The organism is Psychrobacter sp. CX14 (assembly GCF_057396205.2).
The window spans coordinates 2,117,622-2,134,166 of record NZ_CM183187.1 but is presented as its reverse complement, the minus strand read 5'-3'; the positions used below and the strand labels follow the sequence as shown (position 1 = coordinate 2,134,166).

The window sequence follows — 16,545 nt, the reverse complement described above, 5'->3', positions numbered from 1 at the left end:
AAGAGCTCTCAACTTTAAAACTAGCCTAAGAACGCGTTATACATCCAAACAAGCTTCTCTTGTTCTTGTACATAGTCATCGACTAAATCCGCAGTACCTTGGTCTTCCGCTTCTTCAGCAGCGGCAGAGACTTGGCGCTGTTCTTCAATAAGCTCTTGTAAGCCGGCAACAACACCGCGTACACAGTCTTTACCATTGAATACGCCTTTGTCTTCTTTGATGGTACTGTTTTGAGCAAAGTCGCTATAGGCGTGAAGTGGGGTACCACCTAAAGTCAAGACACGTTCAGCAATCTCATCAATTTGAACTTGCAGGCTAGTGTATAACTCTTCAAACTTTTCATGTAGTGAGAAGAAGTGTTCACCTTTAACGTTCCAGTGGTAGCCACGAACATTAATATAGAAGATATGATAACTTGATAGCAGTTCGTTTAATTTCTCAATCACTGGTGACATATCTTTTTTCTCTAGACCGATTTGATTAGTAGTCATAATTATTATCCTCTTATTTTAAATTTATGCAGTTGCGGTAGATACGCTAAAGGTCCTACCAGCTTTGCCTTTCAACATTAATTATAATAGCAAAATACTATTAATTAGTTAAATGAATTATATCTAATACATCGATAGGTTTTACAAATCAATTGATGATTTGTTTTATAAACATAGAAGATATTTGAGTAACAGTAGTAAGTTAATTTTTATTCACTGCTTGATAATTTACTGTTAATCATAACCAATTTTGTGATAGTAATTAAGCCATAATTACAAATAGATATGTAAAGAATACCCAACAAAACCCTTCTATACCATTAATAAGACTTTAGTAGTAGAGTAGGGTTTTATATAACCCTATAAAACGATAAAAGCCACTCAGGGAGCAGCTTTTATTAGGTGTATTATTTATTAGCTAGCATTGGTTAAATTCGGTCTATGGTTTACCCAAAGTCTCAACTTGCAAACCGCGAATAGGAACCACTTCTTGTAGGTGAGTGCGAATTGTATCGATAGGGAACTTATTGGCCTTTAAGCGCTTAGGAATAATCTGACTGCCTTGCTGACCCTGCATCTCAAATAACATAAAGATATAGTCATCTGTCTCATCCCAGCTCTTAACTGCTGTCCAAGGAATCACTGCTTGTTGCGTATTCGATGCACGCATCTGCATACCGCGCATGGATTTAGACATGTTATTTTGAAGACCTGCATTGGGTGCTGGCATGGCCATAATAAGCCCGTGCTTTTGAACGCCCAATTTTAATTGACGCATCTCATCGGGCATTTCTTGCTCAGCCATCTGTTTTTCAAACTCTTTTTTGACATACCATTTCATACCAAGGGTACGCACCAGTAAATAGATAGCCACCAATATAAGCATCAGCCAAAAAATAATCGTCGAGTAGCCATTAACAAAAATAAGGCCGGCAACAGCGATAACGACGAATATCGCCATGATAATCCACTCTTTCATCTTAATGCTGCGAAGACCAAAAGAGGGCGTGGTCTGCTCAAATAACTCAAACTGCGCTTGATGAAATTCTTCTTCAGTCAGATTAATAGCAACGGGTTGAAGGGTGTAGGGGTAAAGAGCCATATAATTACTCGAATAGGATGTTAAATAGGGCGAATGGTAACGAAAATAAGATGACATCACTTAAGGCGGCGCCTAAATCAGTCTGTCATTTGCGTAGGGGTATCTTACCGAAAAGCGCCGCTAATTGAAACTTTTAACCGTAGGTTGTGGTTGAAAAAATAACAAAGCAAGGAGAGAGGGTTTGGATGCACTGGTAAGGGCGACTAAATAGAATGATAAAAAATAAGCCATTTACTGGCTAATGAGTACAATTTTATTACTAAAATGAAGACTTATGCGTCTTTTAACATGGTCAAAAATGCTCGGTCTTGGTATGATAGCACCTATTATTACTATTGGTATTATCGTTATTCATAAGCCCCATATTCATAAGTCATATTATTAAAAAGGTGTTGCATGATTGATCCTAAGTTATTACGCCAAGATTTAACCGAGCTGAAACAGAAGCTTGCGAGCCGTGGTTATGAGCTAGATATAGAGTTTTGGCAACAAATGGAGTCGCAGCGCAAATCCCTACAAGTAAAGACTGAAGATCTGCAAGCCAAGCGTAATGCGGGTGCTAAGCAGGTGGGTGTATTAAAGAAAAATGGCGAAGATGCCAGTGGACTGCTTGCCGAGATGCAAACCATCAGCACTGATATGAAGCAAGCTGAAGAGGAATTAAAAGAACTGCAAGACAAAATCAACCAAGCAGCACTACAGATTCCAAATATTCCAGCCGACGATGTGCCTGTTGGTGAATCTGAAGACGACAATGTTGAGGTACGCAAGTGGGGCACGCCGCGTCAATTTGATTTTGAAATCAAAGATCATACCGATATTGGTGAAAATCTGCATATGTTGGATTTCGCTGCTGCGGCTAAGTTAACCGGTAGCCGTTTTAACGTGTTAACCGGTCAGCTTGCACAGTTACATCGTGCATTGATTCAATTTATGCTAAACACACATACTGCTAAATATGGCTATACCGAAACTTATGTACCTTATATTGTTAATTCAGATAGCCTACAAGGTACAGGACAGCTGCCTAAGTTTGAAGAAGATCTATTCAAATTGACTAACCATACTAATAATGACGATATGGGCTTTTACTTAATCCCAACTGCCGAAGTGCCGATGACTAACTTGGTGCGTGGTGAGCGTTTGGATGCCAAAGAGCTTCCTCTTAAATTTACGGCACACACGCCTTGCTTTAGAAGTGAGGCAGGCTCGCATGGCCGTGACACGCGTGGTCTTATTCGCCAACATCAGTTCGAAAAAGTAGAAATGGTAAACATTGCGACGCCTGAACAGTCCGATGAACTGCTTGAGCAAATGACCGGTCAAGCAGAGTATATTTTGCAGCAATTAGATTTGCCATATCGTGTGGTAAAACTATGTACTGGTGATATGGGCTTTAGTGCCAAACGTACTTATGACATCGAAGTGTGGTTACCAAGTCAAGACACCTACCGTGAAATCTCAAGCTGCTCAAACTGTGGCGACTTCCAAGCCCGCCGTATGAGTACCCGTGTTAAAGATGGCAAAAAGACCGAACTTGCGCATACCCTAAATGGTTCTGGTCTTGCAGTTGGCCGTACTTTACTTGCCGTGATGGAGAACCATCAAAATGCCGATGGTAGCATCACAATTCCAGAAGTATTGCGTCCGTATATGGGCGGTGCTGAGACTATTTCAGCCTAAATTTATTAGTTTAACCCTTAATACGCATTAATTTTAAACCTATAACGATTTACTTTAAGCATCCTGCCATTGTAAGAGTGACAGGATGTGGCGTTTTTATAAAAATCGCTGTTCATTCAAACCACCTCTATTAACCTTTCGTTTTAACAGACCACCAAAACCTAGGATTTTATATGTCGACACCTATATCTGAACGCAAACTAGCCAACGCCATTCGTGTTCTTTCTTTTGATGCGGTTCAACGAGCCAATTCAGGGCACCCAGGCGCGCCAATGGGTATGGCTGATATTGCTGAGGTATTATGGCGCAAATTTTTAAAGCATAACCCAGCTGATCCTAGCTGGCCAAACCGTGACCGCTTTGTATTATCAAATGGTCATGGGTCGATGCTGATCTATTCTTTACTACATTTGACTGGCTACGACGTTAGTATTGATGATTTAAAGAACTTCCGTCAATTGCATTCAAAAACGCCAGGTCACCCAGAGTATGGCTACACGCCAGGTGTTGAAACCACAACGGGTCCACTAGGGCAAGGTATCGCAAACGCGGTCGGTTTTGCGATTGCTGAGAAGACATTGGCGGCGCAGTTCAACCGCGAAGGCCATAATATTATTGACCACAACACCTATGCATTCTTAGGTGACGGCTGCTTGATGGAAGGCATTAGCCATGAAGTAGCATCCCTTGCTGGTACCTTAGGTCTAGGCAAATTGGTCTTCTATTATGACGATAATGGTATCTCTATCGATGGTGAAGTTGACGGCTGGTTCACAGACGACACTCAAAAACGTTTTGAAAGCTATGGCTGGCAAGTAATTAAGGTCGACGGTCATGACACCGATGCCATTACCAAAGCCACAGAAGAGGCGCTAGCTGAAACAACCAAGCCAAGTTTAATTATCTGTAAAACCATCATTGGTGTGGGTAGCCCGAACAAACAGGGCAAGGCATCAAGCCACGGTGCACCGCTAGGTGATGATGAAATCGCCCTAACGCGTGACGAGCTGGCATGGAAACATGCGCCATTTGAACTCGCTGATGACATTTATGAGGCGTGGGATGGTAAAGCCAAAGGCGATATGCAGCAAAAGAACTGGGAAGCAGATTTCGAAGCTTACAAAAAAGCATACCCAGAGCTTGCAGCCGAACTTGAGCGCCGCTTAAGTGGTGAGCTACCTGCAGACTTTGAGCAAAAGGCTCAAGAGTACATTCAGCAGTGTCAAGAAAAAGGCGAGGATGTGGCAAGCCGTAAAGCGAGCTTTAATGCCATCAATACTTTCCAGCCATTATTGCCAGAGCTTATGGGCGGCTCTGCAGACTTAGCCGGTTCTAACCTAACGCTATTCAAAGACGCTAAAGGGATTCAGACGGATGCCGATGGTAACTATATCTATTACGGTGTTCGTGAATTTGGTATGACGGCGATTGCCAACGGCATTGCCCTTCATGGTGGCTTTATCCCATACGTGGCAACTTTCTTGATGTTTATGGAATATGCACGCAATGCCGTTCGCATGGGTGCATTAATGAAGCAGCGTGTGATTCATGTTTATACCCATGACTCTATTGGTCTTGGTGAAGATGGCCCAACCCATCAGCCGGTTGAGCAGTTAACCAGCTTACGCACCACGCCGAACCTACACACATGGCGTCCTTGTGATACCACAGAATCAGCAACGGCATGGGCAGAAGCATTAAAAGCTGCCAGCACCCCATCTGCGCTTATCTTTAGCCGCCAAGGTCTGCCGCATCAAGCACGGGACAGCGAACAAGTGGCAAACATTGCTAAAGGTGGTTATGTATTGGCCAAAGAGCAATCTGAGCTACAAGCGATTATTATCGCTACTGGCTCTGAAGTTGGCTTAGCGATGGACGCTTATAATACTTTAAGCGAGCAGGGCGTTGGCGTTCGCGTCGTGTCTATGCCATGTGCTGAATTATTCACTGCACAAAATGACAGCTACCGTGAATCGGTATTACCGGCCAATATCCGTGCCCGTGTTGCGGTAGAAGCGGCACATGTGGATTACTGGTTCAAGTTTGTTGGTCTAGACGGCAAAGTTATCGGTATGACCACTTATGGTGAATCTGCTCCTGCAAGCGACTTATACAAAGAGTTCGGCATCACTTCTGAAGCGGTGGTAGAGGCAGTTAATAGCCTAGTCTAAAGGTTAGCTGAACGAACGATTTTACTTCAGCTCTACTAAGTCAAAAAAAGAGTTGCCAGATTATCTCGCAGCTCTTTTTTTGGTCGTCATTTCAGTTGTGAGTTATCCTAAATATTGTATTAATATGATGGATTCCTAAACATATCTAATGAGCAACTCAGCAAAGTCCAGATATTAAATAGCACATATTTTATGAGGAGACAAACGTTTGACTGATCCCTTAGAAGGTCTGCAAAGACCGATGCTAGACGAGGACCCTTCCGAATCGGAGATGCCTACCGGTGCACAGTGGCGCAGTTCATTATGGAAGTTTATTATATTTTCTGCCATTGGTTTGCTGCTGTTTATCGTTCCCTTTGAATGGGACGGTAAAGTTACCATTTTATTAGGGGTATTGACCGACACGCTGCAAGCGGCGTTGAGTGATTACCTAGCCTATGTGGCATTAGCGATTGTGACACTCTCCTTTATCGGTAGTTTATTTGTCACCTTATTCAAGCCTAATTTATCCAAGCATCCCGTTATAGAGCAGCTGTTTGACATCACTTGGCCGTGGCTTATCTGTCGCTTTTTGGGTGTGCTATTTATATGGATGATTTATCTACAAATAGGCCCTGAGTTTATTATTAATCGTAATACTGGCGGGGTCATATTTGAAGACTTAATCCCGATTTTGCTACCGCTGTTCTTTGTTGCCATTTTAGTACTGCCGTTTTTAACCGACTTTGGGTTAATGGAATACTTAGGCACCTTGTCGCGTAAAGTCTTTATTAAGCTGTTTAAACTACCCGGTCGTTCTGCGGTTGATGCCATGTCCTCTTGGTTTGGCGCATCGTCTATCGGTCTATTAGTGACCATACAGCAGTATGACAAAGGCTTTTATAATCAGCGTGAAGCGGCGATTATCTCGACCAGCTTTTCGGTGACCTCGATTGCATTTACCTATGTTATTGCTAAGACCATTGGCGTAGAAGGGCAGTTTGTATTCTTCTATATCGCTATCGCCATTACTGGCTTTGTGGCGGCTATCGTTATGCCAAGACTACCACCGTTATCGCTAAAGCCGGAGACGTATCATACTGGTGAGGGTCGATTAAACGAGCATGTGCCTAAACATGCCAGTACTCACGAATGGGCTGTATCCCGAGCGGTCACCCGAGCATATAACATGCCAAGTTTACTGCGCCTGTTTAGATCGAGTCTTATTAAACTGTGTGATATTTATTTGGGTTTAATTCCGCTGATTTTCGCTATTGGTACCATTGGTCTGGGGCTATCAGAATACACTTCGGTATTTAATTGGCTTGGTGCGCCTCTAGTGCCCGTACTCAATCTTTTGCAGATACCAGAAGCGGCGCAAGCAGCACCGGCAATGGTGATGGGCTTTGCTGATATGTACTTGCCAGCATTGGTGGGCAAGAGCATTGATAGTGAATTGACTCGCTTTGTTGTGGGCGCGGTGTCGATTACCCAAATTATTTATATGTCTGAAATTGGCGCTTTGATTTTAAAGTCGAATATTAAGCTCAATGTGTTAGAGCTGTTTATCATTTTTATGATTCGTACTTTGATTAGTTTGGTAATTATTTCAGCCATTGCACATATGGTTTATTAGTCTATTAACCGCTCAAAGCTATTAGAAAGAACCCATTAAAAAGTCCGCTATGGCATTCATAGCGGACTTTTTTATTTTTGTTATCAAACAACGCTTAGCGTTTCTTGCTTTTACCTTGTACTGCTTTAAAGCGGCCATCGGTTTTATTGATAACAAAAACACGGCCACGACGGCGTACCACTTGGCAATCAGGATGACGATTTTTGGCAGACTTTAATGAGCTTAATACTTGCATAGCAGACTCCTTTTCTAAATGAAATGTTATAATATAACATTTTAATAATTAGTTAAAGAGCACACGATATTTTATTTTAATTTAAATCGATTTTGGTGCACAAAAAAACCGCTGTCAGTTTGCTGAGCAGCGGGTTTTTATGGATTTTATTTTTATTAAGCTATTGGTGCTAATTAATATAGCCTAAGCAATTAAAATTAATGAGATCTTTATTTATCAGGAATCAGCTCGCCTGAAACATTAATAGGAATAATATTACCAATCATATTCGGAAAGGCAGTTGAGCCGTAGTCCTGACGATTAATCTTACCTGTTGCGGTAAATTTTAGTGACGGTGTTCTAGATTTAGTCTCGTTTAAAGTCACCTTGACGGTTAATGGCTTGGTAATGCCCAATGCGGTAAAGTCACCAGTGACGTAGCCTTCGCGCGGCGTAATTAGCTTGATGCTTTTTGAGACAAACTTCATGGTGGGGTACTGTTTGGTATTTAACAGCTCTTTACGGCGTAAAAACAAATCACGCGGTTTGAGGTCGGTATCGATACTTTCTGTCTTTACTGTGAAGCGAACGGTGGTCTTCTCTGGAGACTTCTCGTCATAATAAATAATGCCATTGATATCATGGAATTTACCATGGACGGTGAATTTTTTGAGATAAGGCACAGAGAAATTAACCTGCGTCTTAGGCATATTTAATTGCCACTGGTTTGGCGTTGCCGCTACTGCCGACATACCTAAGCTCGGTAGTGTTATCGCTAGACAGGCAAAAGTGGTCTTGAGGGTAGAGGAGAGGGTCATGTTCATTCTAACGGTCCATACAAATTATAAATCAGTAAAGCCTTGTAAATCACACAATAATTTTCTATACAATAGGCTTACTTGGCCACAGATTATAGGCATTAACGCTGTATAAAGCTATAGAAAGGATGTTAAGAGGTCGCTAATCGGGTGTGAGCGGTTATTTTTATCTGGCTTGACTGTCGTTATTTATAAGAATTAAAAAATGCACCCTAAACTATTTAGAGTGCATTTTATCCATTAATTATCAACTGGTTTATTCAAATAGAGCTTATTTAAATGATTGTTGCCATTAGTCTTTCTTTAGTTCATCAAATAACCATTCACGCGCTTTATAAATACGGCGTAGGCCTAAGAATAAACTAAAGCACATCATCAATAATACCAGTGTAAACGGTAGGCCGGTACTTACAGCCCCTGATTGTAGTGAGGTCAATGCTTCTTCACCGCCGCCATACAATAAGGCAATAGCAATAAAGCCTTGTGCTAGCGCCCAAAATACACGCTGTAGAACCGGAGCTTCAAGCTTACCGCCTGCAGTGATGGTATCAATCACTAGCGAGCCTGAGTCTGATGAGGTGATAAAGAACACCAGTACCAATACAATCGCAATGATTGAGGTGATCATACCCAAAGGTAGATTATGTAGCATTTGGAATAAGGTTAATGAGGCATCGGTCACGCCTTCAGCCAAATCACCCACTTGGTTTTGATACTGATCCAAACCAGTTCGACCAAATACGGTCATCCAAATAATGGTCACGATAGTAGGCACTACCATAACGGCGGTTAAGAATTCACGCACGGTACGACCTTTTGAGATACGGGCGATAAACATACCCACAAATGGCGACCAACTAATCCACCACGCCCAGTAGAATAATGTCCAGCCATGATAAAAATCGGTATCGGTACGATTAACTGGGTTAGATAAAGGCAGGATGTGAGTGGCATAATCTGCCGCTGTTACAAACATTTGACCGACTAATTGTAGTGGATTTGAGACCAAAAATACGAACAGCATTAATAAGAATGCCAGTCCCATATTAAAGTTTGATAGGACTTTGACCCCGCCATCAAGACCACGAACGACAGAAATGGTCGCTAACAGACTGACCACACCGATGATAATCATTTCTGCGACGTTCACGCCCATATCGACGCCAAACAGATATTTGAGACCACCGGCTGCTTGCTGTGCGCCCAAACCCAAAGAAGTCGCTAGACCAAAGATAGTGGCCAAAACTGCCAAGATATCAATGATATGACCGGGTAGCCCCCATGTTTTTTCTTTAAAAAGAGGGTAGAACACAGAGCGTAAGGTCAATGGGAAACGGAAGTTAAATGCAAATAGCGCAAGTGATAATCCAACGGTGGCATAAATGGCCCAAGGGTGTAAACCCCAGTGGTACATGGTTGCACCCATGGCTGCGCTAAACGCTTCTGGTGTATCGGCCTCGACACCAAGCGGTGTGCCAAACCAGCCGCTAGCATATGCCAACGGTTCAGCGACCGACCAGAACATTAAGCCAATACCCATACCAGCGGCAAATAGCATAGACAACCAAGACAAGCGAGAAAAGTCAGGTGTCGCCTTGATACCGCCAATACGAATACTGCCATAAGGCGAGAGGATGAGAGCCAAACAAAATAAAACAAACACGTTACTGGCACTGACAATTAGCCAGTCAAAAGTGTTAACGACCCATTCTTTAGCGCCGTTTAACCATGAGTTGGCTAACTCCGGCATGGCTAGAGTAAATATCACAAAGCCAACAACCAATAAGGCGGCAATACCGAAAACAGGGTTATGCACATCCATACCCATAAATTCGACGTTATTTTCACCGACTTCGTGATCGGTGGTATATAAGCGCTTACGAAATCGCTCTAGCAAGGGCTTAGGAATTTTTTCAGGTTGTATACTCATAATATTGTCCTATGTAAAGTTGATAAAATTCGAGCAACATGAAGTTGCTGATATTTACTACCTTTATCAATATTAGAGTAGCTTTAAATCATAAAAATTAAGGTGTAACACTTGCTTTGGTATCGGTTACACCAAAAGCTAATTTTGAGTTTGATAAAGATGCTTAAAACGTTGCGATACAACTAGAACAAGACAAACCGCTATAAAAAAGCGCCAAAGGTGGCGCTAAAATTGACTATAAGAACTGGGGGAGGTCAATAAAAATAAGCGGTATAACCGATTATAAATATCTAGTAAATAAAGAAGCACAATTTACTAGCAAAAAATAGGCCTGCTATCCTAACAAATCATTATGCTAAGTCAAATTATGATACAAAGGAATATAAAAAAGTAACATTTATAGGTTTAGAAAATCTTATTAATGATTGAAGTGTAAGTTATTAACATAGCGTCACCGTAAAATCATTAGGAGGCCTATTCAGTAGTTCAATTTTATAGCTGTGTTAGGACGTTAGACTTTCGGAAATCCTATTTAAAAGACTTCTCTTGTAAAGCTAAAATTGCGGTGCAATTTTTTAACGCTGCTCATAAGCCACCTATGTGGTGGTGAAGTTATGAATGTTATTTACATTTCACCACCAATATTTCTAAGCCACCTACACGTTATATCTAGTAGTAATTATATAAATAATATGTAAGATATATAAATTAAGGTTTAGGAGGGAGATAAACTTTTATATATATAATATATACTATATAAAATGGATGTTGGTTCAAGAAATTTTATATAATTTGTAATTTGACCTATAAGGATTGCATGAGTTGCTTCTGAAAGTCTTTGATATCATCGAAGCTGTTCATGCTGCTAGCCAGTTTTTTAAGGTCAGTTTGGTTAGTCATTGCTTATTTTCCTATTAATGGATTATAAGCAGTTACACAGCTTTAGGAAATTCCCTTTTCCTCTCTGAAAATATTTACCATAACATTTCTTATGAGAACAATATTTAGTTTTTGAAGATACTTGCGAATTGCAGACTAGTCCATACTCTAACTAAATACTGCGTCTTTCATAGTATGATTTTTACTAAAGGCTTAGAACACGTATACATTTAAAGAAATACTACTGGGTGATTTCCTTGTAGATGCTTTAGAGGAGGATGTATAGATGGTTTAAAGGAGTATACAGCTAATAATCTATTGGATTTTTTAAGCAGACAGGGAGATAAGAATTTGATGAAGGATTACCGATTTAGTAAACGGGCTTGGTCGTTACCCTGAATAAATTTGACTCAGATATACTGAGATGGTTTATAGCAGTATTAATATTTATAATAGATTCTTTTTAAAAGAGTAGACATCATTGGAATATTTATCAATAATTTGGGAATTGATTGATCAACATTTTAGGCCAGTTGCAGCCATATCCGCTTCTTTTTTTGCTATTTTCTTCGCTTGGAGAAAAATAGGATATAAAGTAAATGTCACTTATGACATTACACTTGCTGGTACATCTGAAGCAAGAATAAATAATATGGTCTTTCAAAATAAGAAAGATAAACCTCTAAGTATTTATAAGATATTTGCTATTCTTGATAAGAACTATTGTTTAGAAATATATAAGTGCTCTCCTCCACTGATTCTAAAGCCTTACGAATCTATCAGCGTAGAGACAGAAGAGTACAGTTACCTTAGTGTTGGTGAAGATAGATATTCCCCTGAATTTTGGGATGCAAAAATTCATATTGAATCAGATGATAAGATAATAAAGTGTAGGGCAAAGCCACATAAGACATTAGCTTTTGACTATATGAAAATTTCGAAAAAAAATTAACAGGTTCAACGATGTTGTTTACACCGATAACGTTGCGTATATTTTAGTATATGCTGTTAATAATGTAGATAAAACAGCCTTTCTTTATGACTCTGGGGTGATACTACATGAATGGGATTTTCATTTTAATGGAATAAATTTCAGCGGAGAAAAGCTAGAGGCAGATGATGTATTTCAATTCTTGGAAATACACTATTCAAGAATAATAGATTCTTATTTACTTTATAAAATGAATGAGTGTCCATCTGGGTTTGAGTTATTAAAACATCATAAGTTTGAACGTAGCTAACCAGTCAGGTGTTTGCTCTGGTTCAACTCCCTAGTGAGGACTCGAAATCAACGTCATTGACGCTTTCAAAGATACTGTTTTTAAGGGAAAATTAGCAGCAGTTATTATTACGGATAGTTGGCTAGGTGAAGACTTAATCTAATCATTGTTGGACTAGTTCCACTCGCTCCGAAACAGCTGAAAACATGAACGTTAGTTACCAAGCAGAGAGAATGTTATGTCCGAAGGATTGACTGAATCAGAAAAATTTGTGAACTCTATATGTGAGAGAGCTTTTCTCAATCTTTGGACTCATCCAAATCCGATTGGAAAAAAAGGAAAAGAGCTTTGCGATTGCTTAATTGTCTGTGGTAAACACATCGTCATCATTTCTGTAAAAGATATTAAGTACAAAGATACAGGGGATGAAGCAGGTTGGAAAAGGTGGACTAAGGCTGCAATAGATAAATCGGCTTCTCAAATATGGGGCGCTGAAAGATGGTTGAATTCTTCAGTTGAATTCACTAGGCACGATGGCCGACAAGTCGAATTGCCTCCAAAAGAAAATCGAATCGTACATCGAGTATCAGTATCACTTGGCTCACAGCGTAAAATACCAACACAGTCAGGTGATTTAGGAAATGGTATCGTGCATGTCTGCGATGAGTTCAGTCTTGGAGCAATTTTTGGTCTACTAGATACGATTACAGATTTTGTTAGTTTTTTAACCGAAGTTGAGGCTCTAATAAATAGAGCTAATATAGTTTTCAATGGTGGAGGAATAGAAGACTTACTGGCGATTTATTTATTAAATAACCATTCATTCCCTTATGAAGAGGCTGATTTACTAATAATTGATGATACAGTTTTTAAAGGATTCATAGACTCTGATGACTATAAATCCATGCAGGAGTCATATAAGGATTCGTATTTTTGGGATAAGCTAATAGAGCACTTTATTGGTGATCTTCTTACAGACGGTATGTTTGAATACGGCGCAAATCAGGCAACTGATAACCAATATGCTCTTATCCAAATGGCTCTCCAGCCCCGTGGTCATCGAGCAAATCTAGTCGATGCATTTTCTGAATTTTTGCAAAAACCCGAGTTGAAAATTGCTGCCAGAGTAGTACTGGCACACCAAAACACAGCATTTGTATTCCATTTAGGGCCAAGTAGTGATCGAGAAGCTCGGGTTCAAGAGCTAGGGTTAAGGTGCTTAGTTGTTAGAGGTCGACTTCCCGATGTCAAAATTGTAGTTGGTATTTCCAGAGATAATCTAGGCCCGTCAGTAGTTGGTTATTCTCATGATATTGTTTATGTGAACATTCCAGAATGGGATGATGATTTCGAAGAACAAGTAAATAAAATACAAAAAGAACTAGGCTATTTTGAAAATGCATCTTGGGCTAAGAGGCCATAAAATTCTTAATAAGACGCTACTTTAGAACAAGGAAGGATTTTTAAATATGTCACAAAACCTTTTTGAAGACTTTATCGATTTTTTATCTAATAAGCACGGCGAAGAACTCTGGGTCACCGTTTATAAGCGCGATCCGATCAACAATACAGCCCATGATGGCACAATGTATTGTGCACTTGTTAAGAAAGAAAAATCAGAACGTACAATGGAAAGGCCTAGCTGGGATTTGATGGTAGGTAGTGGAGGGCCAGGTTTTAGTATGTCATACGAGGATGGTGAAGAAATTACTACTTACTACACTAATCCAGACGATGACTTTTTGAGGCCAGTTCTGGTTCGTGACTTTCACGGTAGGAAAGAAGATTACATTGAAATACTTGAAGAGTTCCGCTTGTTTCATAATTTATACCATGACAATGAAAGTGGTTCATTTATTAGTTTTGACGAAGTGGGTGACGAAGTTGAAGTGATAAAGATCGAACATAATGAAGTAAAAATTCGAAGGCGATACTTGCGCTCTTTTATGGCGGCCCGTCAAATGAACTTACTCTTATACTTTGAGCTTACTCGGCACTACCATGAAAGCGTGGGCTTTTCTGATGACATAAAAGATGCGGCACTTACATATACAATCTATTCGGGTGACTCTTATTCGGATGGATACACATCTTTTTCTAGGATATTAGGAAAAAAACTAATTAGATGTGAAACAGTGGAAAAGTGTGGCGTATGGCCATTTGAGCAAGAGAAAGAATATCAGAGTTTCATTATTGGTGGGGATACTGATGAACCTGAAATATTTTCTTGTAACCCTGATGAATTAGCTAATTATTTCGGTGCCAATCCGGATTCTCCACATTACTTAACGCCTGTATTTTTTCGAAAGGAAGTTATGCAGAAATACTATAGTTCTTCTGACTATAAAATTACAGATGGGTATCTAGATAGAACAGGCGTGTGGAGATTGAGATTTGACAATAACTCACCAAATCATGTATCAGTATTTTTGGGTGATCTAGGTCAGGATTTACCTAGCAAGGAGCAGGTTTATTGGAAAAGCTTTAATTTGATACCCGATGAAAGAAAAATAAGTAGAACAAATTTTGAGCGGAGCTTCCTAGGTAATTTCTACGATGCAGAAAACCCAGAGCACAGATTCAAGCAAAAGTTTAGAGATATTCAGGAATATTGGAATAAAAAATATGGGTGGTATCTTTTCTTACCGCTTTCAATTAAAGATGAGCATTTTTATGAGTCTATACGATCAATGCTAACTAACGAGCAATCAGAATTTGATGCGCAAGTACTTGCTCTTACAAAAGCAACTATAGACTCAATAAATGTTAAATCACTTAGAGATCACCTCGAAGTAATAGATAAGTCGATCAAATCTATCTCATTAATGGAAATTCTTCTTGAAAGGTTAGAATCTCAAAATTTATCCGCGCTATCCAGTCTGCTGAGAGGAGTTCAATCGGTTAGATCAACTGGTGTTGCACATAGAAAAGGCACTGAATACGAAAAGACCATTTCCAAGCTGAAAATTAATGATGAGGATTACTCTTCTGAGTTCGATCAGCTTTTATTGGGGATGCTCTTTCTCTTTGATGAGATTATGAAATTAGATTTAGGGCGTAACACCAATTAGCACAGATATTTCAGGCTAAGTTATACCTCAACGGGACCGGTTATTTTGTCTCTTAAACTCGTCAATAAACTACTTAAAATAGACTGATGTAATGGAACCCTTTCAACCCCTTATCATTAGTCTATAGTTTTATACTAATTAAAACTTGATAATAGAACAATATAGTTAAGTGATTATACGACAGCCTTTGTCGTATGGAATCACTAGGGACTTTGTTTATATTATTTTAAGAGTACAGATAGGTATCTATTAATGAGTTTGTAAGATAACTATAGAATTATAAGAGAGCCTTTAATCAATAAGGTTGATTTAACAGTATCGCTAGGGTAGTTTGCCTAGATGTCGTAACAGAGAGTTTAATATTAGATAAGAGTCAGAATATAACAGAGGTCAGTAACGCTTCTTTATAATAGACATCAAACTAAGACCGTGAGCAAAAGTCAGTCGGGCGGCAATCTGTTAAACTAGACAGTCCTTAAGACAACTGATAATAAGTAAATAGATATGACGGATAACCTACCTATTTTATATTCTTTTCGCCGCTGTCCTTATGCCATACGGTCACGCCTTGGACTGTTATTTTCAGGTACTCAGGTTGCACTTCGAGAAGTAGTATTAAAAGATAAGCCATCTCAAATGTTGGCCATTAGTCCGAAGGGTACTGTGCCTGTGCTGCAATTAAATGATGACAGGGTCATTGATGAAAGCCGTGACATTATGGTGTGGGCGCTAAGTCAAAATGACCCGAAACAACTGCTGGCTCAGAATACTTTAGACCATGCCAATGCGCTTATTGATAAAAACGACAATGAGTTTAAATATTGGCTAGATCGTTATAAATATGCGGATCGTCATCTAGAGATGACACAAGAGCAATATCGACAAAAAGGAGAGGTGTTTTTACAGCAGTTAGAGAGCCTGCTGACTCAGAATACTTATATATTAAGCAAAAGCATAAGCTTGGCTGACATCGGTATCATGCCGTTTGTACGTCAGTTTGCACACGTTGATCGAGAGACTTTTTATAGCCTACCTTATCCTAATGTGCAACGATGGCTAACCCACTGGCTTGAGCATCCGATCTTTGTAAAAGCTATGACTAAATATCAGCCATGGCGTGAGGGTGATGAGCTTCTGGTTTTTTAGGTCGAAGTTACTTATAAATTTTAAATAAATCGGCTTATAAAATATTGATGTTAAAAGGACTCTCTTACAAAAAGTAAGAGAGTCTTTTATAATCAAAATCTTGACTAGCTTATTACAAGATTGATAGACAAAAAATCATGAAACGGTCATTTTAATGGTGTTGATTATAAATACTGACTTAATAGTTATTACATAATTTAGCGAT

At 39.6% G+C, this 16,545-nt stretch carries 12 protein-coding genes and 1 pseudogene; 7 read left to right on the top strand and 6 right to left on the bottom strand.

The window, feature by feature from the left end; all coding sequences use genetic code 11:
• Positions 1 to 20: 20 nt before the first annotated feature.
• Both AC2SLO_RS08380 and AC2SLO_RS08375 read right to left on the bottom strand, forming a co-directional pair.
• Positions 21 to 491: a Dps family protein gene (locus AC2SLO_RS08380; protein WP_486540251.1), complete on the bottom strand. Its 471-nt coding sequence runs from the start codon at positions 489 to 491 to the stop codon at positions 21 to 23.
• Between the two features lie 439 nt (positions 492 to 930).
• Entirely contained in the window at positions 931 to 1,593 is a 663-nt protein-coding gene (locus AC2SLO_RS08375; protein WP_486540249.1) for a YcxB family protein, read from the bottom strand.
• 396 nt (positions 1,594 to 1,989) lie between these two features.
• Between AC2SLO_RS08375 and serS the strand changes: the two genes are divergently transcribed.
• The 3 genes from serS (at position 1,990) to AC2SLO_RS08360 (ending at position 7,062) form a co-directional block, all read left to right on the top strand.
• The gene (gene serS / locus AC2SLO_RS08370; protein WP_486540247.1) at positions 1,990 to 3,276 is read left to right on the top strand and encodes a serine--tRNA ligase; all 1,287 of its coding nucleotides are present in this window, start codon (positions 1,990 to 1,992) and stop codon (positions 3,274 to 3,276) included.
• A 173-nt stretch (positions 3,277 to 3,449) separates the two neighbouring features.
• Positions 3,450 to 5,447 (top strand): transketolase, encoded by a 1,998-nt coding sequence (gene tkt, locus AC2SLO_RS08365; protein WP_486540245.1) that lies wholly within the window; start codon positions 3,450 to 3,452, stop codon positions 5,445 to 5,447.
• A gap of 208 nt (positions 5,448 to 5,655) precedes the next feature.
• Positions 5,656 to 7,062, top strand: coding sequence for a YjiH family protein (locus AC2SLO_RS08360; RefSeq protein WP_486540243.1), 1,407 nt, complete (start codon positions 5,656 to 5,658; stop codon positions 7,060 to 7,062).
• A gap of 94 nt (positions 7,063 to 7,156) precedes the next feature.
• Here AC2SLO_RS08360 and ykgO read toward each other — a convergent pair whose 3' ends face one another.
• The 4 genes and pseudogenes from ykgO to AC2SLO_RS08340 all read right to left on the bottom strand — a co-directional run.
• Positions 7,157 to 7,297, bottom strand: coding sequence for a type B 50S ribosomal protein L36 (ykgO, locus tag AC2SLO_RS08355; protein ID WP_486540241.1), 141 nt, complete (start codon positions 7,295 to 7,297; stop codon positions 7,157 to 7,159).
• 209 nt (positions 7,298 to 7,506) lie between these two features.
• Positions 7,507 to 8,100 (bottom strand): YceI family protein, encoded by a 594-nt coding sequence (locus tag AC2SLO_RS08350; protein ID WP_486540239.1) that lies wholly within the window; start codon positions 8,098 to 8,100, stop codon positions 7,507 to 7,509.
• Between the two features lie 286 nt (positions 8,101 to 8,386).
• Positions 8,387 to 10,024 carry a BCCT family transporter gene (locus AC2SLO_RS08345; RefSeq protein ID WP_486540237.1) on the bottom strand — a complete coding sequence of 546 codons (1,638 nt, stop codon included), beginning with the start codon at positions 10,022 to 10,024 and terminating at the stop codon, positions 8,387 to 8,389.
• A gap of 810 nt (positions 10,025 to 10,834) precedes the next feature.
• Positions 10,835 to 10,924 (bottom strand): annotated as a pseudogene (locus tag AC2SLO_RS08340) (transposase); the annotation flags it as partial.
• A gap of 460 nt (positions 10,925 to 11,384) precedes the next feature.
• Here AC2SLO_RS08340 and AC2SLO_RS08335 point away from each other — a divergent pair.
• The 4 genes from AC2SLO_RS08335 to AC2SLO_RS08320 all read left to right on the top strand — a co-directional run bounded on the left by AC2SLO_RS08335 (position 11,385) and on the right by AC2SLO_RS08320 (position 16,340).
• Positions 11,385 to 11,855 carry a hypothetical protein gene (locus tag AC2SLO_RS08335; protein WP_486540235.1) on the top strand — a complete coding sequence of 157 codons (471 nt, stop codon included), beginning with the start codon at positions 11,385 to 11,387 and terminating at the stop codon, positions 11,853 to 11,855.
• A 506-nt stretch (positions 11,856 to 12,361) separates the two neighbouring features.
• Complete coding sequence (locus AC2SLO_RS08330) at positions 12,362 to 13,546, top strand: hypothetical protein (protein ID WP_486540233.1); 1,185 nt, start codon at positions 12,362 to 12,364, stop codon at positions 13,544 to 13,546.
• A 46-nt stretch (positions 13,547 to 13,592) separates the two neighbouring features.
• The gene (locus AC2SLO_RS08325) at positions 13,593 to 15,194 is read left to right on the top strand and encodes a hypothetical protein (protein WP_486540231.1); all 1,602 of its coding nucleotides are present in this window, start codon (positions 13,593 to 13,595) and stop codon (positions 15,192 to 15,194) included.
• Positions 15,195 to 15,698: 504 nt separating this feature from the next.
• Positions 15,699 to 16,340 (top strand): glutathione S-transferase, encoded by a 642-nt coding sequence (locus AC2SLO_RS08320; RefSeq protein ID WP_486540229.1) that lies wholly within the window; start codon positions 15,699 to 15,701, stop codon positions 16,338 to 16,340.
• The last annotated feature ends 205 nt before the right edge of the window (positions 16,341 to 16,545 follow it).

Coding starts and splice junctions, on each gene's coding strand:
- AC2SLO_RS08345 (WP_486540237.1), bottom strand. CDS start 10,024: ATGAGTATACAACCTGAAAAAATTCCTAAGCCCTTGCTAGAGCGATTT.
- tkt (WP_486540245.1), top strand. CDS start 3,450: ATGTCGACACCTATATCTGAACGCAAACTAGCCAACGCCATTCGTGTT.
- AC2SLO_RS08320 (WP_486540229.1), top strand. CDS start 15,699: ATGACGGATAACCTACCTATTTTATATTCTTTTCGCCGCTGTCCTTAT.
- serS (WP_486540247.1), top strand. CDS start 1,990: ATGATTGATCCTAAGTTATTACGCCAAGATTTAACCGAGCTGAAACAG.
- AC2SLO_RS08380 (WP_486540251.1), bottom strand. CDS start 491: ATGACTACTAATCAAATCGGTCTAGAGAAAAAAGATATGTCACCAGTG.
- AC2SLO_RS08375 (WP_486540249.1), bottom strand. CDS start 1,593: ATGGCTCTTTACCCCTACACCCTTCAACCCGTTGCTATTAATCTGACT.
- AC2SLO_RS08330 (WP_486540233.1), top strand. CDS start 12,362: ATGTCCGAAGGATTGACTGAATCAGAAAAATTTGTGAACTCTATATGT.
- ykgO (WP_486540241.1), bottom strand. CDS start 7,297: ATGCAAGTATTAAGCTCATTAAAGTCTGCCAAAAATCGTCATCCTGAT.
- AC2SLO_RS08325 (WP_486540231.1), top strand. CDS start 13,593: ATGTCACAAAACCTTTTTGAAGACTTTATCGATTTTTTATCTAATAAG.
- AC2SLO_RS08350 (WP_486540239.1), bottom strand. CDS start 8,100: ATGAACATGACCCTCTCCTCTACCCTCAAGACCACTTTTGCCTGTCTA.